Origin of the sequence: Bradyrhizobium sp. McL0615 (genome assembly GCF_049993905.1) — a bacterium.
Lineage (GTDB): Bacteria > Pseudomonadota > Alphaproteobacteria > Rhizobiales > Xanthobacteraceae > Bradyrhizobium.
The window spans coordinates 1,996,934-2,018,777 of record NZ_CP188254.1 but is presented as its reverse complement, the minus strand read 5'-3'; the positions used below and the strand labels follow the sequence as shown (position 1 = coordinate 2,018,777).

General features: G+C 63.4%; 23 protein-coding genes. 9 read left to right on the top strand and 14 right to left on the bottom strand.

Annotation, left to right across the window (positions count from 1 at the left end; translation table 11 throughout):
- Positions 1-44 precede the first annotated feature (44 nt).
- Complete coding sequence (locus ACPPVP_RS09660) at positions 45-776, bottom strand: gamma-glutamylcyclotransferase (RefSeq protein WP_426533512.1); 732 nt, start codon at positions 774-776, stop codon at positions 45-47.
- A gap of 189 nt (positions 777-965) precedes the next feature.
- On the opposite strand from ACPPVP_RS09660, the gene ACPPVP_RS09655 reads away from it, so the two are divergent.
- Together ACPPVP_RS09655 and ACPPVP_RS09650 are read left to right on the top strand one after the other, a co-directional pair.
- Positions 966-1,820, top strand: coding sequence for an enoyl-CoA hydratase-related protein (locus tag ACPPVP_RS09655; protein WP_426533510.1), 855 nt, complete (start codon positions 966-968; stop codon positions 1,818-1,820).
- 63 nt (positions 1,821-1,883) lie between these two features.
- Positions 1,884-3,476 (top strand): gamma-glutamyltransferase, encoded by a 1,593-nt coding sequence (locus ACPPVP_RS09650; protein WP_426533508.1) that lies wholly within the window; start codon positions 1,884-1,886, stop codon positions 3,474-3,476.
- Here the strand turns inward: ACPPVP_RS09650 and ACPPVP_RS09645 are convergent, their stop codons facing one another.
- Genes ACPPVP_RS09645 through ACPPVP_RS09630 form a run of 4 tightly spaced genes read right to left on the bottom strand, consistent with a single transcriptional unit; the run spans position 3,477 to position 6,985 of the window.
- A complete protein-coding gene (locus ACPPVP_RS09645; RefSeq protein ID WP_426533506.1) occupies positions 3,477-4,769 on the bottom strand; it encodes an NAD(P)/FAD-dependent oxidoreductase in 1,293 nt (430 codons plus the stop codon).
- A 10-nt stretch (positions 4,770-4,779) separates the two neighbouring features.
- Positions 4,780-5,511: an amino acid ABC transporter ATP-binding protein gene (locus ACPPVP_RS09640; protein ID WP_426533504.1), complete on the bottom strand. Its 732-nt coding sequence runs from the start codon at positions 5,509-5,511 to the stop codon at positions 4,780-4,782.
- Entirely contained in the window at positions 5,508-6,161 is a 654-nt protein-coding gene (locus tag ACPPVP_RS09635) for an amino acid ABC transporter permease (RefSeq protein WP_426533502.1), read from the bottom strand. Before ACPPVP_RS09635 ends, ACPPVP_RS09640 begins: the two co-directional genes overlap by 4 nt.
- 56 nt (positions 6,162-6,217) lie before the next feature.
- Positions 6,218-6,985: an ABC transporter substrate-binding protein gene (locus ACPPVP_RS09630; RefSeq protein WP_426533500.1), complete on the bottom strand. Its 768-nt coding sequence runs from the start codon at positions 6,983-6,985 to the stop codon at positions 6,218-6,220.
- 155 nt (positions 6,986-7,140) lie between these two features.
- On the opposite strand from ACPPVP_RS09630, the gene ACPPVP_RS09625 reads away from it, so the two are divergent.
- The 3 genes from ACPPVP_RS09625 to ACPPVP_RS09615 all read left to right on the top strand — a co-directional run bounded on the left by ACPPVP_RS09625 (position 7,141) and on the right by ACPPVP_RS09615 (position 10,668).
- Positions 7,141-7,824: a cupin domain-containing protein gene (locus tag ACPPVP_RS09625; RefSeq protein WP_426537758.1), complete on the top strand. Its 684-nt coding sequence runs from the start codon at positions 7,141-7,143 to the stop codon at positions 7,822-7,824.
- Positions 7,821-10,145, top strand: coding sequence for a molybdopterin-dependent oxidoreductase (locus tag ACPPVP_RS09620; RefSeq protein WP_426533498.1), 2,325 nt, complete (start codon positions 7,821-7,823; stop codon positions 10,143-10,145). The genes ACPPVP_RS09625 and ACPPVP_RS09620 overlap by 4 nt, the downstream gene beginning before the upstream one ends.
- Before the next feature lie 241 nt (positions 10,146-10,386).
- Positions 10,387-10,668, top strand: a complete 282-nt coding sequence (locus ACPPVP_RS09615) for a hypothetical protein (RefSeq protein ID WP_426533496.1) — start codon at positions 10,387-10,389, stop codon at positions 10,666-10,668.
- Positions 10,669-10,767: 99 nt separating this feature from the next.
- Here the strand turns inward: ACPPVP_RS09615 and ACPPVP_RS09610 are convergent, their stop codons facing one another.
- From ACPPVP_RS09610 to ACPPVP_RS09600, 3 genes are all read right to left on the bottom strand, one after another.
- Positions 10,768-12,228 carry a serine hydrolase domain-containing protein gene (locus tag ACPPVP_RS09610; RefSeq protein ID WP_426533494.1) on the bottom strand — a complete coding sequence of 487 codons (1,461 nt, stop codon included), beginning with the start codon at positions 12,226-12,228 and terminating at the stop codon, positions 10,768-10,770.
- A gap of 85 nt (positions 12,229-12,313) precedes the next feature.
- Positions 12,314-13,579 carry a D-amino acid dehydrogenase gene (locus ACPPVP_RS09605; RefSeq protein WP_426533492.1) on the bottom strand — a complete coding sequence of 422 codons (1,266 nt, stop codon included), beginning with the start codon at positions 13,577-13,579 and terminating at the stop codon, positions 12,314-12,316.
- Positions 13,580-13,740: 161 nt separating this feature from the next.
- Positions 13,741-15,069, bottom strand: coding sequence for an aspartate aminotransferase family protein (locus ACPPVP_RS09600; RefSeq protein ID WP_426533490.1), 1,329 nt, complete (start codon positions 15,067-15,069; stop codon positions 13,741-13,743).
- Between the two features lie 152 nt (positions 15,070-15,221).
- Here ACPPVP_RS09600 and ACPPVP_RS09595 point away from each other — a divergent pair, with 152 nt between their 5' ends.
- On the top strand, positions 15,222-15,770 hold the full coding sequence (locus ACPPVP_RS09595) for a cupin domain-containing protein (protein ID WP_426533488.1): 549 nt from the start codon (positions 15,222-15,224) through the stop codon (positions 15,768-15,770).
- A 77-nt stretch (positions 15,771-15,847) separates the two neighbouring features.
- Here the strand turns inward: ACPPVP_RS09595 and ACPPVP_RS09590 are convergent, their stop codons facing one another.
- The 3 genes from ACPPVP_RS09590 to ACPPVP_RS09580 are packed head-to-tail and all read right to left on the bottom strand — an operon-like array spanning position 15,848 to position 17,424.
- On the bottom strand, positions 15,848-16,867 hold the full coding sequence (locus ACPPVP_RS09590; protein ID WP_426533486.1) for a hypothetical protein: 1,020 nt from the start codon (positions 16,865-16,867) through the stop codon (positions 15,848-15,850).
- A complete protein-coding gene (locus tag ACPPVP_RS09585) occupies positions 16,840-17,133 on the bottom strand; it encodes a hypothetical protein (protein ID WP_426533484.1) in 294 nt (97 codons plus the stop codon). Before ACPPVP_RS09585 ends, ACPPVP_RS09590 begins: the two co-directional genes overlap by 28 nt.
- Before the next feature lie 9 nt (positions 17,134-17,142).
- Positions 17,143-17,424, bottom strand: a complete 282-nt coding sequence (locus ACPPVP_RS09580) for a hypothetical protein (RefSeq protein ID WP_426533482.1) — start codon at positions 17,422-17,424, stop codon at positions 17,143-17,145.
- A gap of 356 nt (positions 17,425-17,780) precedes the next feature.
- On the opposite strand from ACPPVP_RS09580, the gene ACPPVP_RS09575 reads away from it, so the two are divergent.
- Positions 17,781-18,656, top strand: a complete 876-nt coding sequence (locus ACPPVP_RS09575; RefSeq protein WP_426533480.1) for a 3-keto-5-aminohexanoate cleavage protein — start codon at positions 17,781-17,783, stop codon at positions 18,654-18,656.
- A 13-nt stretch (positions 18,657-18,669) separates the two neighbouring features.
- Here the strand turns inward: ACPPVP_RS09575 and ACPPVP_RS09570 are convergent, their stop codons facing one another.
- Together ACPPVP_RS09570 and ACPPVP_RS09565 are read right to left on the bottom strand one after the other, a co-directional pair.
- A complete protein-coding gene (locus ACPPVP_RS09570) occupies positions 18,670-18,861 on the bottom strand; it encodes a hypothetical protein (protein WP_426533478.1) in 192 nt (63 codons plus the stop codon).
- 573 nt (positions 18,862-19,434) lie between these two features.
- A complete protein-coding gene (locus tag ACPPVP_RS09565) occupies positions 19,435-20,361 on the bottom strand; it encodes a LysR family transcriptional regulator (protein WP_426533476.1) in 927 nt (308 codons plus the stop codon).
- An 81-nt stretch (positions 20,362-20,442) separates the two neighbouring features.
- Here ACPPVP_RS09565 and ACPPVP_RS09560 point away from each other — a divergent pair, with 81 nt between their 5' ends.
- Positions 20,443-20,886, top strand: a complete 444-nt coding sequence (locus ACPPVP_RS09560) for a cupin domain-containing protein (RefSeq protein ID WP_426533474.1) — start codon at positions 20,443-20,445, stop codon at positions 20,884-20,886.
- Between the two features lie 124 nt (positions 20,887-21,010).
- Positions 21,011-21,415, top strand: coding sequence for a DUF4864 domain-containing protein (locus tag ACPPVP_RS09555; RefSeq protein ID WP_426533472.1), 405 nt, complete (start codon positions 21,011-21,013; stop codon positions 21,413-21,415).
- 5 nt (positions 21,416-21,420) lie between these two features.
- Here ACPPVP_RS09555 and ACPPVP_RS09550 read toward each other — a convergent pair whose 3' ends face one another.
- Positions 21,421-21,831, bottom strand: a complete 411-nt coding sequence (locus tag ACPPVP_RS09550) for a hypothetical protein (protein ID WP_426533470.1) — start codon at positions 21,829-21,831, stop codon at positions 21,421-21,423.
- Between the last annotated feature and the right edge of the window lie 13 nt (positions 21,832-21,844).

Sequence of the window (21,844 nt, the reverse complement as noted above, 5' to 3'; positions counted from 1 at the left end):
TTGTTTGAATGCGGCGCGTGTTGTCGCCCTACGGCCCGGCTGCGTTAGACGCCCGGTGTGGCGTCAATCGCGGCGTGAAGCTGCGCGACATAGGGGTCGTCGATCCCCAGCGCGTCGAGTTGCATCGCCAGTTGCACGAGATATTCCCTGTTGGTGCCGAGGATGCCCTTCCCGCTTGAGATCATCGCGGCGGTCTCGGCAAACGACAGTTCGCCGACATAGCTCGGGTGCGAAGGGTTCGAGACGAAGGCAAGTGCCTCGATCGGCCCCTGCGGCGTGGCCATCGGCACCATCGCCGGCGCATAACCGCCGCGCAGCATCTCGCGGCGCCACAGGATCGCCGTTTCCGCATGAACGGAATCGGCAGCGATACGGAACGCCAGCCCGTGGCAACGTCCTTGCTGGGGCTCCAGCGAAAGCATCAGCGCCGGATGGTCCTGCGATCCCCGGCCGAGATTGATCTTCAGCGTAAAGCGGCGCTGATAGCCCTCGACGTCGGCGAGCCGGACTTCGGCGAAATGAAATCCGGGGTCCCACATCAGCGAGCCGTAGGAATAGATCCAGAGGTCGTCTTCCGCCCTGTGATCGCCGAGCACCGCGAGCCGTGACGCCTCGATGACCTCGTCCGACAGCCGCCAGCCCTCCGGCCATCCCGCGGCCCGGATGCGCTGCTCCCACATCGCAAACATCTCCGGCGTCAGCCGCAGCCGCGATTTTTCCGGATGCGTCACCCGGCTTCGAAGCTCGGGCAGATGAACGAATGCGTCCGCAGCCAAGCCGCATGCTCCTTTTGCAGGGGGCGATCCGCTGGAATGTGCCATTGTCGGCCGCCCGGCGCCAACCTTGAAGAAGAACGAATGTGGTCGCCTTGCATGTTTTTCTGTCATGGCTCGCCCCAGATTTTTAGGGTGTAATGAAGCCGGCGATCGGTGGGCCGCAGAACAACAGAACGGGAGGGCGATCCTGTGAGCTACGAGCATATCACCTGCGATCTCGACGGTCCGATCATGACCGTCACGCTCAACCGGCCCGACAGGCTGAATGCCTATACCGGCCAGATGGGCGCCGAAATCGCGCAGGCGTTCGAACGCGCCGATCGGGATGACAATGTCCGTGCCATCATCGTCACCGGCGCGGGCCGCGCCTTCTGCGCCGGGGCCGACGTATCGGGCGGCGCAGCGAGCTTCGACACGTCGGGCAAGTATGGTGCCGGCGTCTTCGCCAGTTCGAAACAGAGTGGCGGACGCTTTGTCGAGGCGATCTTCAATTGCCGGAAACCGTCGATCGCGGCCATCAATGGTCCGGCGGTGGGCGTCGGCATCACCATGACCTTGCCGATGGATGTCCGGATCGCGGCCCGCGGCGCCAAGATCGGCTTCATCTTTGCCCGCCGCGGCCTGGTTCCGGACGCCGGCAGCGCCTGGTTTCTGCCAAAGCTGGTCGGCCTGCCGCAGGCGTTGCGCTGGTGCCTCTCCGGCCGGACCTTCGATGCGGATGAAGCCAGGGATGGCGGGCTCGTCTCCGAAGTCGTCGAGCCTGCAGAACTTCTCCATCGCGCCAGGGAAATCGCCCGCGAGATGACGGAGGCAACCTCCGCCGTTTCGGTGGCGTTGACGCGCCAGATGTTGTGGCGCTTTGCCGGCGCGCCGGCCCCCTTCGAACTGCTCGATATCGACAAGCCGATGTCGATCGAGCGCGGCGGCCACGCCGATGTGCGCGAAGGCGTCCAGGCCTTCCTCGAAAAACGGTCGCCGTCATTTCCTGGAAAGGTTTCGCAGGACATGCCAAGCCAGTATCCCTGGTGGCAGGACCCGGGATGAAGCCCGAAAAACAACCCATCACGCCTCACCCGTAAACTTCCACCCCATATCGAAAGCCATCCGATGCGCGACCAGTTCTCCAACACGCAAGCGATCCGCAAGCCCGCCATCACCTCCAAAGGCGGCATCGTCGCTGCGCAATCGAGCAGGGCGGCGCATGTCGGCGCCGAGGTGCTGGCCGCCGGCGGCGACTGCGTCGACGCCGTGATCGCGACAACGTTTGCGCTGGGCGTGCTGGAGCCCTGGATGAGCGGGCTCGGCGGCGGCGGCGCGATGGTGCTCTACCGGGCGCGCGAAGACCGCTACGAGGTGATCGACTACGGGATGCGCGCGCCGCGCAGCCTGCGGCTCGAGGATTATCCGCTGACCGGCGACGGCGCCGCGTCCGATATCTTTCCCTGGCCGCGGGTGAAGGACGACCGCAATATCCACGGCCCCGGCTCGATCGCCGTGCCCGGCGTGGTGGCCGGCATGGAGGAAGCACATCGCCGCCACGCAAAACTGCCGTGGAAGGAATTGGTCGCGCCGAGTGTCAAGCTCGCCGGTGAAGGCCTCGCGGTCGACTGGTGGACCACCCTGATGATTTCGAGCGGGGCCGCGGACTTGCGGCGTTACCCCGCCAGCGCCGCCGCCTATCTGCAGGATGGCCTGCCGCCAAATCCGCAATGGGGCATCAAGTCCAACGTCCGCATGCCGCAGGACCGGCTCAAGGCCACGATGGCGCAGCTCGCCAGCGCCGGCCCGCGCGACTTCTACGAGGGCGATCTGGCGCAAAGCCTCGCCGCCGACATTCAGGCTGCCGGCGGTGCGCTGTCGGTCGAAGACCTCCAGCCATTCCGCGCGCATCTGCGCGAGCCGCTGGCGATTCCCTATCGCAGCGGCAAGGTGTTTGCGACGCCGGAGCTCACGGCGGGACCGACGCTGTCGCGCACGCTCGGTCTGTTGCAGAAGGATCTCAAGCCCGCTCGCGGCGGACCGGATGCGGCCGCCTACGTCGCTTACGCCTCAGCGCTGCAAGCGGCCTATCGCGAGCGGTTGAAGGACATGGGTGATGAAGACGGCAGGCGTTCGCTCGGCGCGGAAGCGCTGGCGCCGGCCTGTACCACGCATTTCTCAGCCGTCGATCGCGACGGCAACATGGCGGCGGTGACGCAGACGCTGCTCTCGACCTTCGGTTCCAAATTCGTATCCAGCTGGACCGGCATCACCATGAACAACGGCATCATGTGGTTCGATCCGACGCCGGGCGCGCCGAACTCGCTGGCGCCTGGCAAGCGCTGCCTGACCAATTACACGCCGGTGCTGGCGCAAGCGGCCGATGGCCGCCGCGCTGCGATTGGCGCTTCCGGCGGCCGGCGCATCCTGCCGGCGGTGAGCCAGCTTGTGTCCTTTGTGATGGATTACGGCATGGACCTCGATGCGGTGATCCACCAGCCCCGCATCGACGCCAGCGAAGGCGCGATCGTGATCGGCGATGTTCGCCTGCCGCAGGCCGCGCGCGACGCGCTGGGCTCGCGTTTCGACTACGAGGAAGCGCGCGTACAGACCCTGCCGATGAAATTCGCCTGCCCCAGCATCGTGCTGCGCGATGGCGACACCAACAGCGGCGCGACCGAGGTGTTCCAGCCGTGGAGCGAAGCGGTGGCGGAGGGGTGACTACATTCCCAACCGGTCCCGCACCCTTCCCGCCAGCACCGCTGCGGTGACGCCGACGGGCCAGAAGGCGTGCAGCGGCATCGGCTTGATACCGGTAACGGGCATGTCGATCTCGGCGTTCTTGCCGCCGACCAGACGGCGCGCCAATTGCTGGCCCATCGCAGTCGACAGCGCGACGCCACGGCCGTTGCAGCCGAGCGAGATCAGGAGGTTTTCCGCGGGCTCATGCACATGGGGATAGTGATCGGGTGTGATCGCGAGCCGGCTGTTCCAGCCGTGGGTCCAGGTCGCGCCCTTCACGCCCGGCCATAGCCGCTCGGCATAGCGGATGAGATAAGCGACGTCCGACGGCTTGCTGATCCAGCGCATCGGCCCGCGGCCGCCCATCAACAGGCGATTGTGCGCATCAATCCGGTAATAGACGGTGATGTGACCACTCTCGTACAGAACGGGGCGCGTCGGCATGATTGCGCGCGCCACTTCTTCGGACAAAGGTGCGGTGGCGGCGATCGACGAAAACACCGGCACGATGGTGCGGCGCAGGCCCGGCCACAGATCGTCCGTAAAACCATTGGTCGCCAGCAGCACTTTTTCGGCGCGCACGATTCCACGCGGCGTTTCGATGCGCCAATGCGCACCTTCACGCGACAACGATAGCGCCGGCGTCTCGCCATGGACGGCAGCCCCCGCCGCGATCGCCGCGCGCGCCAGCCCGCGTGCGTAGCTCAGCGGGTGCAGGTCACCGCCGCGGTTGTCCAGCATGGCGCAGAGATAGCGATCGGTGCCGGTCATCTCCCGCATCTGTTCGCGGTTCAATAGCGTCACCGGCATGCCGCGCCGGATGCATTGCTTTGCGGTGTTTTCGATTCCCGCCGCACTTGCTTCATTGTAGGCCGCCCGCAGCGTGCCGTTCTGCCGCGCCTCGCACGGGATCTGGTAGCGGCGGATCAGGTCGAACGTGTAGTTGGTGGTACCGTAGGCAAACGCGATCATGCGGCCGCCAAGCTCAGTGCCGAAATCCGCCTCGATCTGGTCAGGGTCGTGCTTCAGTCCCGGATTGACCTGGCCGCCATTGTTGCCCGATGCGCCCCAGCCCGGCTGTTGCGCCTCCAGCACGGTGACATCGACGCCCTGCTCGGCCAGATGTAATGCGGTAGACAATCCGGTGAAGCCGCCACCGATGATCGCGACCGAAACATTCTTGTCCGCACCGAGTGGCGGCGTCGGTGTCGGCGCGACCGCCGTATCGGCATAGAGGCTTGGAGGCAGCCGCAACTGGGCAGACGGGTTCATGCTGGCAAACTCAGAGTGGATGCAGCACGCGCCGCAAAAAGTCCTGCGTGCGCGCATGCTGCGGCTGGTTGAGGACCGATTTCGCCGGCCCCTGTTCGACGATCACGCCGCCGTCGATGAACAGCACGCGGTCGGCGACGTCCTTGGCAAAGGCCATCTCATGGGTGACGACGACCATGGTCATGCCGTCATCGGCGAGCTTGCGCATCACGCCCAGCACGTCGCCGACCAGTTCCGGATCGAGCGCCGAGGTCGGCTCGTCGAACAGGATTGCCTTCGGCTGCATCGCCAGCGCGCGGGCAATCGCAACACGCTGCTGCTGCCCGCCTGAGAGTTGCGGCGGATGGACGTCGGCTTTCTCGGCCAACCCCACCCGTTCCAGCAGCGCGCGGCCGCGCTCCAGCGCCTCGGCGCGCGGCTCCTTCTTCACATAGATCGGCCCCTCGATGACATTCTCAAGGGCGGTGCGGTGCGGAAACAGGTTGAAGCGCTGGAACACCATCGAGACCTGCGTCCGTACCGAAACGATCGAGCGAGCGTTGCGGTCGACGCTGATACCCTCGATGCGGATGTCGCCGCGATCGTAGCTTTCGAGCCCGTTGATGCAGCGGAGAATGGTCGACTTGCCGGATCCCGAGGGGCCGATGATGCAGACGACCTCGCGCTTCGCAACCGACGCGGAAATTCCCTTCAGCACCTCGACTTTGCCAAAGCTCTTGTGGACGTCTTCGAGCTCGATCATTTCCGGTTCGCCTTCTTCTCGAAATGCCGAACCAGCAGGATGAGGGGAATGCTCATGGTCAGATACATCAGCGCCACTAGGGTGAACACGCTGGTGTTCTTGAAGGTGGAGGACGCGATCAGCTTGCCCTGCAGCGCGAGCTCGGCAACCGTGATCGTCGAGGCCTGCGAAGAATCCTTCAGCAGCATGATCATGATGTTGCCGTAGGGCGGCAACACGATCTTCACCGCCTGCGGAAGCACCACCCGGCGCATGGTGAGCCACCAGCCCATGCCGATGGTCTGCGCCGCCTCGATCTGCCCCTTGTCGATCGCCTCGATGCCGGCGCGGAAATTTTCCGACTGGTAGGCGGAATAGGCGATGCCGAGCCCGAGGATTGAGGCCTGCAGCGCCGTCAGCGCGACGCCGAAATCCGGCATCACGAAATACAGATAGAACAGCAGCACGATGATCGGGATGCCGCGGATCACGTTGATCAGGCCGGCACTCAGGCCGGCGAGCACGCCGATGCCGGACACCCGCATCAACGCCCAGAACAGCCCGAGCACGGTCGACAACGCCAGCGAGCCGATAGTGACGACGATCGTCAGCCAGACGCCCTGCAGCAGGATCGGGAAGAACTCGACGGCGTCGCTGAAAAACTTCTGCATCGGCTCAGATCAGGGTTGCGTCCTGCCAAGGGAATGTTGCGTCGCGCTTCAGGACATCAGGAGGCGTCGGCCTTCTGTCCCCATTTTTCGAGAATTTTGGCGATGGTGCCGTTTGCCTTGAGCTTGGCGAGCGAGGCGTTGATCTTGGCCAGCAACTCGGTGTCGCTCTTGCGGATTCCGATCGCGACCGTGCCAACGGTGACGGGCTTGTAGGAGTCGACCAGGCGCACCTCGGCGAAATTGCCCTGCTTGAGATTGTAGGCGAGGATCGGATAGTCGGCGAAGCCGGCCTTGAGGCGGCCCGCATTCACATCGCGCAGGATGTCGGGAATGGTGTCGTAGACCTTGACCTCGCTGAACAATCCCGTCTTCTTCAGTGCATCGACGAAAGCCGTTCCGACCTGGGCACCCACCGCCTCGCCCTTGAGGTCTTCCTGCGAGGCGTAATTCTTGGCGTCGGTCTTTGGCACCACGAGCCCCTCGCCATAGGTGTAGACGGCGTCGGAGAAGTCGATCACCTCTTTCCGCGCCGCCGTTGCGAACATCGCGGCCGAGATGATGTCGATCTTGTTCGAGGTCAGCGACGGCACGAGCGCGGAAAACTGCATCGGCTCGATCTGCACGGCAAAGCCGGCGTCCTTGCCGATCTCGGTGATGAGATCGACCATGATGCCCTGGATGCTGTTGGTCTTGGTGTCGAGGAAGGTGAAGGGGATGCCTGTCGGCGTCGAGCCCACTTTCAGCGCCTGCTGCGCGGATGCCGGCATCGCGGCTGTGAGAACGACGGCCGCCATCGCGGCCTGGACGAGACGTTTGAGAGCCATGGCACCACCTCCTGGATCGAACACCGCCGCCCGCGTTAGACCAAAGAGTTGCGGGAAACGCCGTTCCGGCCTATTTTCACCATTATGAAATTGTGGTCACACTTGCCGCGGCATTGCAAGCGATTTTCATGCACATGAAGAAGGCGGGGACTGAGGTGAGCGGAGGCAGCAGAATAAAAAAGCCGGCGGCCAAGGCCAAAACAAGGCCTGCGGGAAAGGCGAAGCAAAGGCCAAAGGCAAAGGCTGCTGTCAGGCCGGCCGAGCCGGCGATGGATCTTGCCGTCGGCCAGCGCATTCGCGACCTGCGGCGTGAACACAAACTGTCGCTGGAGACGATCGCGGCGCGAACCGATCTGTCGATCGGCTTCCTCAGTCAGATCGAGCGCGGCCTGTCGTCGCCTTCGCTGCGCGTGCTCGCCACACTTGCCGATGTGCTCGGCGTCGGCATCGCCGCGCTGTTCGGCTCAAAGCCAGGCGATGATGCCGCTTCCGGCGGCGTGGTAACGCGCCAGCTGCAGCGCGCCGAGCTAAAGCTGTGGCGCACCGGCATATCAAAACAATTGCTGAGCCCGGCCGGCACGGAGAACCGCCTCAATCTGTTTCTCGTGCACCTGGAGCCCGGCGGCAATACCGGCGACGAGCTTTACACCCATGACGGCGAGGAAGCGGGCCTGGTGCTGGAAGGCGAGATGACGCTCACGGTGGACGCCGAGACCTGGTCGCTTAAAACCGGCGACAGTTTTCGTTTCGCCAGCCGCCGTCCCCACCGCTTTTCAAATCCGGCGGAAGATGCGAAAGCGGTGGTGCTGTGGGTGAATTGCGTGACGCAGGCGTCATGAACGACAGTCTGGGACAAGAAGAAATGGATAAACCCCGCGAGGATTGGAGTCCGCACAGCGCGCATTGGGGCGCGTTTTCCGCGCGATGGAACGGCGCAACGCTGGATATCAAGCCTTACGCGGAGGATCCCGCGCCCTCCTCGATCCTGCAGAACTTCACCACCGCGATGCGGCACAAGGCCCGCATCCTGCGGCCGATGGTGCGCAAGGCGTGGCTGGACCGGAGCGCACGCAGCGAGCGCACCTTTGACCAGAAATTCGTCGCTTGCCCCTGGGACGAAGTTCTCGATCTGCTTGCGAATGAATTGTCGCGGGTCCGAACCGAACATGGCGCGGCGGCGGTCTTCGGCGGCTCCTATGGCTGGTCCAGTGCCGGACGTTTCCACCACGCGCAGAGCCAGGTCCATCGCTTTCTGAACACGGCGTTCGGCGGCTATGTGCGCTCGGTGAACAGCTACAGCGCGGGCGCCTCGGCCGTGATCCTGCCGCACATCCTCGGCAACTACGAAGCGCTCTCGCGCCACAACGTGACCTGGGACCAGGTCGCCGAGCATACCGATACGGTGCTGGCCTTCGGCGGCATGGCATTGAAGAATTCCGAGGTCGCCAGTGGCGGCATCAGCCGGCACATCGAGCGCGACGCGATGCAACGGGCCGTACAGCGCGGCGCCGTGTTCTACGGCGTCTCGCCCCTGCGCGACGACATGCCGGAAGCCGCCGGCGCGCACTGGCTGCCGATCAAGGTCGGCACCGACGTGGCGCTGATGCTGGCGCTCGCTCACACGCTGCTGGTCGAGAATCTCTGGGACCATGATTTTGTCGCGCGCTATTGCACCGGCTTCGACATCTTCGAACGCTATCTACTCGGCAGCGATGACGGCACACCAAAGGACGCAGCATGGGCGGCCGATATCGCCGGCATTTCCGCAACCACGATCATCGGCCTCGCCCGCTGCCTGCCGCGCGGGCGTACGCTGATCACCGTGTCGCATTCGCTGCAGCGCGCGCAATATGGCGAACAGCCGGTGTGGATGGGTGCGGTGCTCGCGGCCATGCTCGGCCAGATCGGACTGCCCGGCGGCGGATATAATTACGCGCTCGGCGCGCTCGGCCACACTGGTCGCCGTCCCCACGGCCTTCCGATTCCAACGCTGCCGCAGGGCAAGAACGGCGTCAGCGACTTCATCCCGGTGGCGCGCATCAGCGATATGCTGCTGCATCCGGGGCAGGCTTTCGAATACAACGGCCGCACGATGCGCTACCCCGACATCAAGCTGGTCTATTGGGCAGGTGGCAATCCGTTCCATCATCACCAGGACATCAACCGGCTGCGTCGCGCCTTCAACGTCCCTCAAACCATTGTCGTGCACGAGAGCGCCTGGACGCCGATGGCAAAATTCGCCGACATCGTGCTGCCGGCCACCATGACGCTGGAGCGCGACGATATCGGCGCCGCCGCCACCGATCAAAGGCTGGTCGCGATGCGCAGGGCCGTCGAGCCGATCGGCGAAGCGCGCGACGATTTCGATATTTTTGCCGCGCTGTCTCGGCGCATGGGCGTCGAACAGGCATTTGCAGAAGGACGCGACAGCCGGCAGTGGCTGGCCCATCTCTACGAGCCGACGCGGCGTGCGCTCGCCGACGCCGGTTGCGACGCGCCCGGCTTCGAGGAATTCTGGCGAAGCGGCGAACTCACGCTACCGCCGGCTCCCGATGACGGCGGCTTGCTGCGTGCCTTTCGCAACGATCCCGACAACAACAAGCTGCCGACGCCAAGCGGCAAGATCGAGATCCATTCAAAAGCCATCGCAGGCTTCGGCTATGACGATTGCCCGTCGCACCCTGCCTGGCTGCCCTCGACCGAGCCGACGACCGCGCGCCACCCTCTCACGCTGATCGCAAACCAGCCGGCGACGCGGCTGCACAGCCAGCTCGATTTCGGCGCCTACAGCCAGTCCAGGAAAATCGAAGGCCGCGAAGCCGTCCGTCTCAACCCCGCTGATGCGGCGCGCCGCGGCATCGCCGATGGCGACATCGTCCGCCTGTTCAATGATCGAGGCGCGTGCCTGGCCGCCGCTATGGTCACGGATGACGTCATGCCCGGCGTGGTGCAATTGTCCACCGGCGCCTGGTACGATCCGCAAGCCGGCGCGGCAGGCGATCCGCTCTGCGTCCACGGCAATCCGAACGTACTCACCCGCGACATCGGCACGTCGCGCCTCGCGCAAGGCTGCTGCGGCCAGGTGACGGTGGTCGAGTGCGAGAAATATCGGGAATCGGTGCCGCCCATCCGCGCGTTTGATCCTCCCGATCAAGGGTGATGCAGAGGCAACGACGACACTCCGCACACCGGCTGTCGCTGTGCCGGGAACAACATCGAAGAATTTAGACATACCCGAATGAAATCGAAAATTCGAACTTAGGGTTGTCGATTCAGACGCCGTCAATCCCTGCGGTCTAGGCTTCCCGAAGTTCGTATGGGTATATCAGGAGCCGAGCATGCCGAACCGAGGGAAGCACGGGAAAGCACGAGCCGCTGCCGCCGAAGCCCGAGAAGATATCATGAGCTCGGCGGCCTTGAGCGCCATGAGTGCGGGCGCCGTCAATGCCATGGCGGCGGTAGGCGCCGCCGTCATCAAGCTCCACAAGGGGATGGTGGACAAGGAGCCGGAATGGTTCTGGAACCTGTTCGCGAAGTGCGAGGCCAAGGCCGCACGCATCGCCGAGCAGGCCGCGCACACACCGCGCTCCAATGGCGACGCCACATTCATTGAGGTCTACGCCAGAACCTTGCCGGAGCTGGTGAAGAAGGCGCTGAGCGCGCACGAGCAAGCCGTGCACTGAGCAAAACTCGCAACTCGCGCGTCTCGCGGCCCCTTGCCAATTGTGGTGGACTTGCAGTGGGTCGAACCGCGATGCCAGCAGTCGCAATGACGGAGCCGCCTACTCCGCCACCGTATCGAATCGCATCAAGTCATCTGCGTCGAAGAACTGGAGTCTTCCCTGGTTCGCGACAACCGCAAAACAAAACTCCCGCGGGCGGGGTTCGCTCAGCGTCCGGCAATAGCGGCCGCGATCGTCGATCCCCCATTTTCCGCTCGAGCGCTCCCGGCGCTCGGCGCCTGCGAGGATCGAGAGCGTGCCATCGGCGCGAATTTGCCAGGCGTAGGGTCCGCCGGCGAGCGACTGCGCGACCGAGAGCGTCTTCCCGGCGAGCGCCGCCTTCAGCGCATCCCCTTCGAGGCGCGTACCCACCGCATGCGCCAGCGTGATGTCCGGCCCGACGTCTTTGTCGCCCGCCGCGGACAGTACCAGCCAAAGCAACCGCGCCATCTGCTGAAACGTCGGCTCCTTGCGTTGCGACGCCGGGATATCGCTGTTGATGCGGTGAACAATGACGAGATCGTAAGCGGGGATCACGAAGACATACTGCCCCTCGGCCCCCATCGCCTCGAACGTTCCCGGCGGCACCTTGACCGTCGGCGCACCCATGTTGTGCAGAAACCCGATCCACCACATGTAGCCATAGCCGAGACCCGGCCCGCGATCGGCATAGGCGTCGGAGTAGGACTGCGTGCTCTCGCGAACCCATGCGCTGGGGATTAGCTGGCGGTCCTTCCAGCGCCCGCCATGGAGATAGAGCAGCGCAAAGCGGGCGAGATCGCGCGCGCTCATGCGAATGGGATAGGCGGCGTGATCGGACGCGGCGCCCCTGACATATTCGCCGTCACCCGGTTGATAATCCTGCATGCCGATCGGGGCTGCGATCTTCTCGTCAAACGCCGTAAAGATCGATTGTCCAACCGCACGCTCGTAGATCATGCCGAGCGCGTTGAAATCCCAGTTGTTGTAGTACCAGAAGGTCCCGGGCGGATGGCTGCCGCGCGGCGGGCGTAGCCTGGCCATGCCAGGGGTTTCATAAAGCGCGGCGTGGAAGATGCCCGAGCGCGCTTTGAGGAGATCGGCGACGGTGGCGGCCTTCTCGGCCTCGGTAAGGCTCGGAGCATTGTCGTCGATACCGAGACTACCGATGCTGGCACTGAGATCAATCTTGCGCTCGTCGACCGCGATCCCGATCAAGGCGCTGAGCAGGCTCTTGCGCACCGAATGCAGATTCGACTTGACCGCGGTATCGCCCCACTCGGCCACGACACGGCCGTGCTGAACGATCATGACGGCCGAGGCCGGCTCGACCTTCTGTGACCAGGCTTTTGCTTCCGCGAGCCTTTCGGCCGACCATCCCGCCGTCTCCGGCGTCGTGGTTTCAAAGGCTGCGCCGGGAAAGTTGTCGACGATCGCCGACGGCTCTGCTTGTGCCGCGGTGATGCCTAAACTGATGCAAAGACAGAGAAACGCAACGACGAAAACCCGGCGACTTGCCCGGCCTGCAGGATCGTTGCCCATAGCCCCTCCCCGTCACACGCTCTGATTGTATGCGAGGATAGCAGAAGGCGCTTCGCAGCGGAAGTTACAGTAGGTCTAGTTGGGCTCACCCAAACCGATGATCGTACCGGCTCACCGTGAGTTCGCTCACGTCGATATCCGGCTTCCGTCCCGACATCAGATCTGCCAGCGCCCTTCCCGAGCCGCATGCCATGGTCCATCCGAGCGTGCCGTGGCCGGTGTTGAGATGCAGATTGCTGTAGCGCGTGGCGCCGATGATCGGCGGTCCGTCCGGCGTCATCGGGCGCAGGCCGCACCAGAACGTCGCATTGCCGAGATCGCCGCCGCGCGGAAACATGTCGGTCAGGGAATGATCGAGCGTCGCGCGCCGCGCCGCGTCGAGCGTATTGGAATAGCCCGAGATTTCCGCGGTGCCGCCGACACGGATGCGGTCGCCCAGCCGCGTGATCGCGACCTTGTAGCTCTCATCCATCACGGTCGAGACCGGCGCACCATCTGCATCGATGACCGGCACCGTGATCGAATAGCCTTTTACCGGATAGACCGGAACGGGAATGCCGATCGGCTTGAGCATCCGCGGCGACCAGCTTCCGAGCGCTGCGACATAGGCATCGGCCTGCAACAGCCCGGCGCTGGTGGCGACGCCGGTGATCTTGTCGCCATCCGTTTCCAGCCGCTCGATGCCGGTGTTGAACCTGAACTGCACGCCGAGCTTTGCAGCTTCCTTGGCGAGCGCCTGCGTAAACATGTGGCAATCGCCGGTCTCGTCCTGCGGCAGGCGAAGCCCGCCGACGAACTTGACCTTCGAGGCGGCGAGCCCGGGCTCCGCAGCAATGCAGCCGGTAGGATCGAGCACTTCATATGGCACGCCATACTCTTTGAGCACCGCGATATCGTCTGCGGTACCGTCGAGTTGCTTCTGTTTGCGAAACAGTTGCAGCGTGCCCTGGCTGCGCTCGTCATATTTGATTCCGGTCTCGGCGCGCAGCGCGCGCAGACAGTCGCGGCTGTATTCGGCGATCGGAATCATCCTACTCTTATTGATGGCGTAGCGCTCTGCCGTGCAGTTACGCAGCAGCTTGAGCATCCACCACCACATGACCGGATCGAGCTTCGGCCAGATCACCAGCGGCCCGTGCCGCATCAACAGCCATTTGATGGCTTTCACCGGCACGCCGGGACCGGCCCACGGCGATGAATAGCCAGGCGAGACCTCGCCGGCATTGGCAAAACTGGTTTCCTGCGCGGGCTCGGCCTGGCGGTCGACGACCGTTACCTCATGGCCGGCGCGCGCCAGATAGTAGGCCGTGGTGACGCCGATGACGCCACTGCCGAGAATAATGACTTTCACGATCCCTCACGCATCCGCCGCGGGATTGTCCCGTGGCTTCTGTCGCTCCTATAGCGTTTTCGAGCGAAGTGGGTACCGGTTCGCGTGAAGAAAACGCGTCAAAACAACAAGCTAGAGCTTCGGCTCTGATACAATCAGAACCGAAGCTCTAGGAGCAAGGATCAGGCCACGCGCTTGATGGCGTCGCCGAGGATCGAAACGATGTCGTCGATATGGCTCTTCTCGACGATCAGCGGCGGCGACAGCGCAAAGGAATCACCGCTCATGCGCAGATAAAGCCCACGATTGAAGCAATCGACCATGACGTCATAGCCGCGCGCGGCGACGCCTTCCTTGCGTGGCGCGACTTCGACCGCGCCCATCAGGCCGACATTGCGGATGTCGATCACGTTCGGCAGACCTTTCAACGAATGCAACGCATCGCGCCAGTATTCTGCCATCGACGCGCCGCGCGTCAAAAGCCCCTCGTCCTTGTAGATGTCGAGCGTCGCGAGGCCCGCCGCGCAGGCGGTCGGATGCGCCGAATAGGTGTAGCCGTGGAATAGTTCGATCGTACCCTCGGGGCCGCTCATCAGCGCATCATGGATCTTGCGGCTGGCGAACACCGCGCCGCAGGGCACGGTGCCGTTGGTGATGCCCTTGGCCGTCGTCATCATGTCAGGCGTGACGCCGAAATAATCCGCCGCGAACGGCGCGCCGAGGCGGCCGAAACCGGTGATGACCTCATCGAAGATCAGGAGGATGCCGTGCTTGTCGCACAGTTCGCGCAAGCGCTTCAGGTAACCTTTGGGCGGCGGCAGCACCGCGGTCGAACCCGGCACCGGCTCGACGATGACGGCGGCGATGGTGTCGGCGCCATGCAGCGCCACCATCCGCTCGACATCGTCGGCGAGTTCGGCGCCATGCTCCGGCTGATCCTTTGCAAACGCGTTGCGGGCGAGATCATGGGTGTGACGGATGTGGTCGACGCCAGGCAGATGGGTCGCGAAGGCCCGACGGTTCGCCACCATGCCGCCGACCGACATGCCGCCAAAACCGACGCCGTGATAGCCGCGCTCGCGGCCGATCAGGCGCGTCCGCGTGCCCTGTCCGATGGCGCGCTGGTATGCCAGCGCGATCTTCAGCGCGGTGTCGACCGATTCCGAACCGGAGTTGGTGAAGAAGATGCGGTCGATCCCCTTCGGCGCGATCTCGGCGAGCCGCTCGGCAAAATCGAACGCCATCGGATGGCCCATGTTGAACGAGGGCGCGAAGTCGAGGTTCGTCAGACTGCGCTCGACGGCGGTAGCGATCTGGCGGCGGCCATGGCCGGCATTGACGCACCAGAGGCCGGCGGAGCCGTCGATCACCTTGCGGCCGTCGACGGTGGTGTAGTGCATGCCCTCGGCGGAAGCGAACAGCCGCGGCGCCTTCTTGAACTGCCGGTTGGCCGTAAACGGCATCCAGAACGAATCGGTTTGCAGGGTGTTCGGCTTCTGATGAACGGTCACGGCTCTAGCTCCTGTGCTGGCAGCAAGGCGCCAGCGGGCCACGCTCGGGAAGCCACAACAAGTCCTTTTCTTCGCCCCTGCAACCCATTGATTTTGCTTACCTCGATGGGGCATATTTGTTCGATCCGAAACACTTGCAACAGGGATTTGCGATGAGCGTCGATATCGGTGGGCGACTCCGCTTCGTCCGGGCCCGGCACAAGCTGTCGCAGCGTGAGCTGGCCAAGCGCTCCGGCGTCACCAATTCGACGATTTCGCTGATCGAGTCGAACCAGATGAACCCCTCCGTCGGGGCCCTCAAGCGCATCCTCGACGGGTTGCCGATGGGGCTCGCCGAGTTCTTCGCGATCGAGCCGGAGCGTCCGCGCAAGGCGTTCTACCGCGCCGACGAACTTACCGAGATCGGCAAGAAGCCGATCTCCTTCCGCCAGGTCGGCGACAATTTGTTCGGCCGCAGCCTGCAAATCCTGAAAGAACGCTACGAGCCGGGCAGCGACACTGGCCGGGTGCCACTGACCCATGACGGCGAGGAAGGTGGTATCGTGGTCTCGGGCCGGCTCGAGGTCACCGTCGACGACGAGCGCCGCATTCTCGACCCCGGCGACGCCTATTATTTCGAAAGCCGCAGGCCGCATCGCTTTCGATGTGTCGGCGCAAAACCGTGCGAAGTAATAAGTGCGTGCACGCCGCCGACGTTCTGAGGCAGCAAGGGCGTATGCTCACAGCCCCGCCGCAGCCGGTGGCTGCTCGCGCTTTGCTCAATTGGGGCGTTGCGACGCTAAGCGCAGGAAGCAGAAAGCGTCTCACGGATTGATTCCAGAAGGCCCGGTATCGGCGCGTAGCTCTGGTGAACCATACGAAGCTTGCCGGCAAACGTGCTGACGCCGATCGTTTGCCGGTCGGCTGGAGGATTGGTCAACATCGCTGGTCCCCAGACCGCCTTGAGCTTCAGTGACCCGTATTCAACGGCAAGCGGCAGGACGCCCAGATTCGAAATGACTGCGGAGCTTTGCGGCATGGAAGCAAAAAACGCCGCCACGCTGTCTTTGGCTGCAGTTGGCGGCATATCGGCCGCGATCCGCTGCAACATTCCAGCCGCTACCTCGGGTGAACGCGCCGTCCGCAAATCATCGACAGTACAGCGGGCATCCTTCCAGAAGTTTCGGCTCGCGGCAGGGATCTCGGCAACACCGGCGCCGATAAACACGCCGCACCCCGTGGTTTCGCTTCGCATCATTCGAGACAGGTCGATCGGGCAGTGCATCCTGATGACATTGGCACCCGAGGCTGGAAGGTGGCGAGCGGCGGCTGCACAGATTGCGCCATGCGCGGTCGTTCCATTTTCCTTGCAGAATCGCAAGAGCCGACCGGTCTCCTCCTGGTCCCATTCCGCAATCGCCACATTGGCGGCGAACTTTTCAGACTCTTGTGCAGCCCGGCTGGCCTTCGCGATGTCGTGGGAAGTCATCTTTTCGATGACGGTTGGTTGCGAGGCAGCACTCGCGATCATCTCTTCAAGCAAGGGAGCCGGCGGCAAGACTTCGAGACGATCGCCCGCGAGCGCGCGCATCAGGTCATGGAGAATGCGCGTTCCGGACAGTCCGTCCACGATCGCATGGTGAAACTTGAGGATAATCGAGGCGCCGTCGGATGCCCGCAACACCGTTGCCCGCATCAGCGGACCCGGAAAGGTGCTGAACGGCAGACTGAGGTCACTTTCGACCACCCGGCCCCAGTCTGCGACCGTATCGACCGGTAACACGTTGAGCTCTATCGGATGATTGGTGCGGCAGAACATCGGCCCGGTTTCTGCATCATCGACAATGCCGACCCTGAGCGCGGAATGCCGGTTCGAACCTGCTCAAGTGCAGCCGCAAGCCTTGCGGAATCCAGCGTGCCCTGGATTTCGGCAACAAGGGAGAAATGCACGGGAAAGGCGAGCGAATAGAGATAGAAGAACCGCTCGCAACAGCCTAGCGGACGGACAAGGGCTAACTCTTTCTTCTCCGCTGCCTTTATTCCAAGTGCTCTGCTACCCGCAAACGCCCCGTTGTTCATTGGCATCATCGCTTTTCAGCAGCCGCGGCAGATCACAAGCTTGCGATCGATCGCGGCATCCTCCGGCGTGAGGCGCTCGATCTCGGCTGGACTTCGCAGCGGCACGTCGCGGGCGCGCGGTTGACGGTGACCGACTGGAGCCTCGTCGATTGATCGCGTGTTCTGCGCCAGTGAAACCGAGCCTGCCGCAGCGGAGGAAGATACGGCGGATGATCTCGCCGGCCCCATCGTCTGCGCAATGGCGCCGCGGCTGCTGAGCAAAGCCAATATCGTTACGATCTTGATCATGTTTCGCATGTCCATCTCTCCCGAAATGCGTGCGTGACTCATATGTCAGGCGACCGCCGTGTGGTTCGAGACGCTCACTTTGGGGAGCCGAGATTACGGGTGGATGTTGTGGAGACGTGAAACGCCTACAAACGTAACACGGGACCTTTAGGTCTGCTCTTCCCGGCACGACCGGCTTGGAAGGCTCGGGATATGTCGGCGCATTGCCTGGCGTATTCACGGTCCGCGACAGAGTTTTCTGCGGATGTACGCCTCGGATCATTTGCAGGCGTTTGCCGGCGCCCGAAGGTGTGTCTGCCTGGCCGCAAAAATCGGATATGGTGCGTCCTTGAGTACGCGCGCGAAATTCCAGGGAGAGCAACATCATGCACAAGGTCTGGATCGAGGCGGCGCTGAACGGCCCGTGGAGCCGCATGTTTCAACCGGGCATTCCCGATACGGTCGAGACGATCGTGGCCGAGGGCATCGCCTGCGCGCGCGCCGGCGCCACCATCGTTCACGCCCACGCCTATGACGGCGGCGGCCCGCAGACCCACGATTGGGAGGTATATGCGCGCATCATCGAGGGTATTCGCAATCAGGTGGACGTCCCCGTCTATCCCTCGTACCCGGCATTCACGACCGACGGCGATGCCGCTCTTGCGGACATATCCGCTCGCTATGCCCATATCGAAGCGCTCGTCGAACGCGGCCTGATCGAATTCGCGCTCATCGACCCCGGCAGCGTCAATTTCACGCTGACAGCGACGACATCGGCAGAAAAGCCGGCTGGTACTTACATGAATCCCGAAGACCATGTCCGGTATGTGCTCGAATTTTCCGCACGGCATGGGCTCCACCCTGATTTCGCGATCTACGAACCCGGCTTCATGCGCGCCGGTGCGGCGCTGGCCCGCGCGGCCGGCACCAGGGCTCCTGTCTACCGTTTCATGTTCTGCAACCTGTTCGCGGTCGGCTTTCCGCCAAGGCCGTATGCGCTTGCGGCTTATTTGTCGCTGCTGGAGGAGGAAGCGCCCGGCGCGCCCTGGATGATCGCGGGCGTCAGCGTCGATATTCGGCCCCTGATCGGCGAGACGGTCCGGCGCGGCGGCCATATTCGCGTCGGTCTCGAAGATGCGCCGCTCGGCATCAAGACGAGCAACCTCGAACTGGTTGAAGAGGCGGTGAGAATGGTGCGCGAGCACGGCGCAGAGCCGGCCACGCCGGCCGAGATGCGGCAGGCGCTGGCCGCATCCGCATAGGCTCCTAGCGGGTTTACGACTCGTTCAAACCCGCGCTTCGATCGGCCAATACCTTCTCGCCGCGCGGCGTGATCATAAACAGATCACCGTCCTTCTCGACAAAGCCACGAACAACGAGATCGAGGACTTCAGCTTTCTTTTCGGCATCGAAAGACGATGCCTGTCCAATATCGCATAAAACGGCAATTTTCTTGTCTGTAAGCATAAGAGGCTCAGGCCCTATCGACGATTCGCGGTTACCAAACGGACATTGACTGCTCGATCGGCGTTGCGGAGGCACGACGGAGAAAAGTTGGGCCATGTCTGTTTTGAGCAGTCTTCTTCGGTCGCGCTGTCAGCTTTGACGGGCTGCGTGGCTGCTTCTTGTGCGCTGACGGCGGTTGCTAGCAGGCAAGAAACCGCGATAACAGATAGAACGTGTTTCATTTTGCAGCCTCGTTTGAATTATCCAAGCCAACGAGGACGCTCACGCTACGTTCCGAATATTGCCGGAATAAATAGAAAAAACCCTGCCAAGGGAGATCCCGGCAGGGTCTGTGCGGAGAAGTCGACGGGCGCGCAAAGTGCGGGACGCAACCTTGGTGGCCAATCGAGGACCGCGAGGTTCTCAACACCGAAGATTGCCACTTGTTCCCGTCGGATCGCAGGGTTCGAGACCTGGGGTCGAGGCAAATTCCGATGGCAGCGCGGCCCGCAAAACTGTTTCCTGCCCACCCCTCGCCCGACATCGACAATTTTGGCGGATCGATCCGGCAGGCGCTGCGGACTGTTTCAAGCCTTATCCGGTCAGGATCGGTTTCAGCGCCTCGCGCTGCTCGATGATGTAATCGAAGAACGCCGCAATGCGCGGCACGCGGCGGATATCGGGATGCGTCAACAGCCGCCAGCTTCGCGTCAGCTCCGGAACGGGACCAAGCACGCGGACCAGATCCGGCTCCGCATCGCCGAGCGCCGTCGGCAATGGCCCTATTCCAGCGCCGGATTTCACTGCGGAGACGAGGCCAAGCACGCTGTTGTTGCGCACGGGCATCCTCGCTTCGGGCGCGACGTCCTTCAGCCACTTCGCGGTCCGATGATTGGCCAGCGTTTCGTCGAAGCCGACCAGAAGATGTTGCGACAGATCCTCGACGCGCGCGGGCTTGCCGTGACGTTCGACATAGCCATGGCTTGCATAGATGGCCCACAACGAATCCGCGATCTTGCGGCCGATCAGTTCGTCGTCGGTGTCGCCGGAGCGGAAGGCGATGTCCACCTCTCCCTTCGACAGGTCGAGATAGCGGTCGCTGGTGATGAATTCGACGCGCAGATGTGGATGGCGGGCGTGAAACCGCTCGATCAGGCCTGACTGTGTCATGCGGATGACGATCGGCTCCGGACAGGTCACGCGGATCGCGCCCTTCAAGTCCTGCTCGGCGTCGGTTGCCCGCCGCTGGAAATCCCCGACGGCGGCCTCGATGCGTTCGGCGAACGGCAGCAGGGTGGTGCCGTATTCGGTGAGGCGATAGCCGCTCGCAGCCCGCGTCACCAGCGCCTGCCCGATCCGGCGCTCCAGTTCTTCGAGCCGGCGATGCACGGTCGACTGGCTGGTGCCGAGCGCCTTGCCGGCGGCAATCGTGCTGCCGTGGCGAGCAACGGCGAGGAAATACTTCAAATCGTTCCAGTCGAACATGCCGCCATTATGCACTTTTGGAGCGGGTCCTAGCAATCTTGCGGCTCCCGCGGCGCGGCCGGGCTGCCTAGGGTTTGCGTCGAAACAGCGCGTTGATTGGCAACAAAGGAGCGATATATGCGCAGCCACCTCGTCCCGGGCATCATCCTGCTCGCCAGCCTCGGCGCCGGCGTCGGCGCCGGCAATCCGGCATCGGCGCAGCAACACGGCGCAGCCGCGCCCAATATCGCCAGGCCGAACATGGTGCTGCAGCAGGTCGTCGAGGGGTTGCCCACGGACGACAAGCAGACCGTGCGGGTCATGACGGCAATTTTCAAGCCGGGCGACAAGACCGTCTATCACACGCACCGTTTTCCGGTGACGGTCTATGTGCTCGAAGGCGCCTTCACCCTCGAGCTCGACGGCCGCCCGCCGCTCACGGTCAAGGCCGGCGAAGCCATGGTCGAGCCGCCGAAGGTGGCGATGACCGGCTATAACCGCAGCGCCACCGAGACGACCAGGGTCGTCATTTTCTACGTCAGCACCAACGACACGCCATTTCTCGACATGATGTCGCACTAGACAAGAACACCTGAGCCGGGTCGCATGCGGAAGCGGCGTCAGCGCCGCGAGCCGTGATTTGCGCGCCCTTTCCGGCAGGTGTAGCTTTTGCTTCCGCCGGGCCAGCGCCGACCGGGAGCACTCCATGCGCGTTCTTGTCTTGCTTCTTGCGCTTGCATTCAACTGGACAGCGCCGGCGTTTGCCGACGACGTCGGCGCAGCGCAAAGCGTGATCCAGGCGCAAGAGCAGGCGTTCAGCCGCGGCGATGCCGCAGCGGCGTATTCGCATGCCGCGCCCGAGATCAAACAGCTATTTCCGGAAGCCGACATCTTCATGCAGATGGTCCAGCAGACCTACGCGCCGGTCTATCGCCACAAGCGTTTCGAATTCGGCGAGGCGCGCGCGGCCAATGGCCACATCGCCCAGCGCGTCCATATCGTCGACGACAATGGCGAGGCCTGGGAAGCGATGTATACGCTTGAGCAGCAGGGCGACGGCAGTTTGAAGATCACCGGGTGTTCGCTGCTGAAGGCCGGACAGGCGGTATAACCGGACTAGAAGAAACCGCCGAGGAACTCTGCGGCCTGGTCCGAGATGCCGACGATCTTGTTCGTTGCCTGACGATAGAATTTGAAGTTGAGTTCGGTCTGCAGTTGACCGTCATTCCAGTCGCTGAACCGTCTGAGTTCGCTTCGTCTCAGCGGCCGCTTCGCGAGCGCGGTGCGCCTGATGGCAACGCTCACACGCGGCGTTTGCCTGGCGATCCCGCGCTTCTTCGCCATCGCCTTGGCTGAACTGACAACGCCGCGCGCGATCAGGCCTTGCCCACCCGCGTTCTCGCTCGCGAACACGAAGACCGTGTCACCTTCGGCGATATGCTTGCCGCCATACATCGTCTTTTGCGCGACAAAAGAGAATGCCTTCGCGCGCGGATCTAGGATTTCGGCCTTGATCGCAAACGCCATGATCGCCTGGTCC

What these genes read in the sequence shown, in the direction of transcription:
- ACPPVP_RS09650 (WP_426533508.1), top strand. Translation starts at nt 1,884, where the DNA reads ATGCGCGACCAGTTCTCCAACACGCAAGCGATCCGCAAGCCCGCCATC.
- ACPPVP_RS09645 (WP_426533506.1), bottom strand. Translation starts at nt 4,769, where the DNA reads ATGAACCCGTCTGCCCAGTTGCGGCTGCCTCCAAGCCTCTATGCCGAT.
- ACPPVP_RS09640 (WP_426533504.1), bottom strand. Translation starts at nt 5,511, where the DNA reads ATGATCGAGCTCGAAGACGTCCACAAGAGCTTTGGCAAAGTCGAGGTG.
- ACPPVP_RS09635 (WP_426533502.1), bottom strand. Translation starts at nt 6,161, where the DNA reads ATGCAGAAGTTTTTCAGCGACGCCGTCGAGTTCTTCCCGATCCTGCTG.
- ACPPVP_RS09630 (WP_426533500.1), bottom strand. Translation starts at nt 6,985, where the DNA reads ATGGCTCTCAAACGTCTCGTCCAGGCCGCGATGGCGGCCGTCGTTCTC.
- ACPPVP_RS09620 (WP_426533498.1), top strand. Translation starts at nt 7,821, where the DNA reads ATGAACGACAGTCTGGGACAAGAAGAAATGGATAAACCCCGCGAGGAT.
- ACPPVP_RS09615 (WP_426533496.1), top strand. Translation starts at nt 10,387, where the DNA reads ATGAGCTCGGCGGCCTTGAGCGCCATGAGTGCGGGCGCCGTCAATGCC.
- ACPPVP_RS09610 (WP_426533494.1), bottom strand. Translation starts at nt 12,228, where the DNA reads ATGGGCAACGATCCTGCAGGCCGGGCAAGTCGCCGGGTTTTCGTCGTT.
- ACPPVP_RS09595 (WP_426533488.1), top strand. Translation starts at nt 15,222, where the DNA reads ATGAGCGTCGATATCGGTGGGCGACTCCGCTTCGTCCGGGCCCGGCAC.
- ACPPVP_RS09590 (WP_426533486.1), bottom strand. Translation starts at nt 16,867, where the DNA reads ATGTTCTGCCGCACCAATCATCCGATAGAGCTCAACGTGTTACCGGTC.
- ACPPVP_RS09585 (WP_426533484.1), bottom strand. Translation starts at nt 17,133, where the DNA reads ATGCCAATGAACAACGGGGCGTTTGCGGGTAGCAGAGCACTTGGAATA.
- ACPPVP_RS09580 (WP_426533482.1), bottom strand. Translation starts at nt 17,424, where the DNA reads ATGCGAAACATGATCAAGATCGTAACGATATTGGCTTTGCTCAGCAGC.
- ACPPVP_RS09575 (WP_426533480.1), top strand. Translation starts at nt 17,781, where the DNA reads ATGCACAAGGTCTGGATCGAGGCGGCGCTGAACGGCCCGTGGAGCCGC.
- ACPPVP_RS09570 (WP_426533478.1), bottom strand. Translation starts at nt 18,861, where the DNA reads ATGCTTACAGACAAGAAAATTGCCGTTTTATGCGATATTGGACAGGCA.
- ACPPVP_RS09560 (WP_426533474.1), top strand. Translation starts at nt 20,443, where the DNA reads ATGCGCAGCCACCTCGTCCCGGGCATCATCCTGCTCGCCAGCCTCGGC.
- ACPPVP_RS09555 (WP_426533472.1), top strand. Translation starts at nt 21,011, where the DNA reads ATGCGCGTTCTTGTCTTGCTTCTTGCGCTTGCATTCAACTGGACAGCG.
- ACPPVP_RS09550 (WP_426533470.1), bottom strand. Translation starts at nt 21,831, where the DNA reads ATGGCGTTTGCGATCAAGGCCGAAATCCTAGATCCGCGCGCGAAGGCA.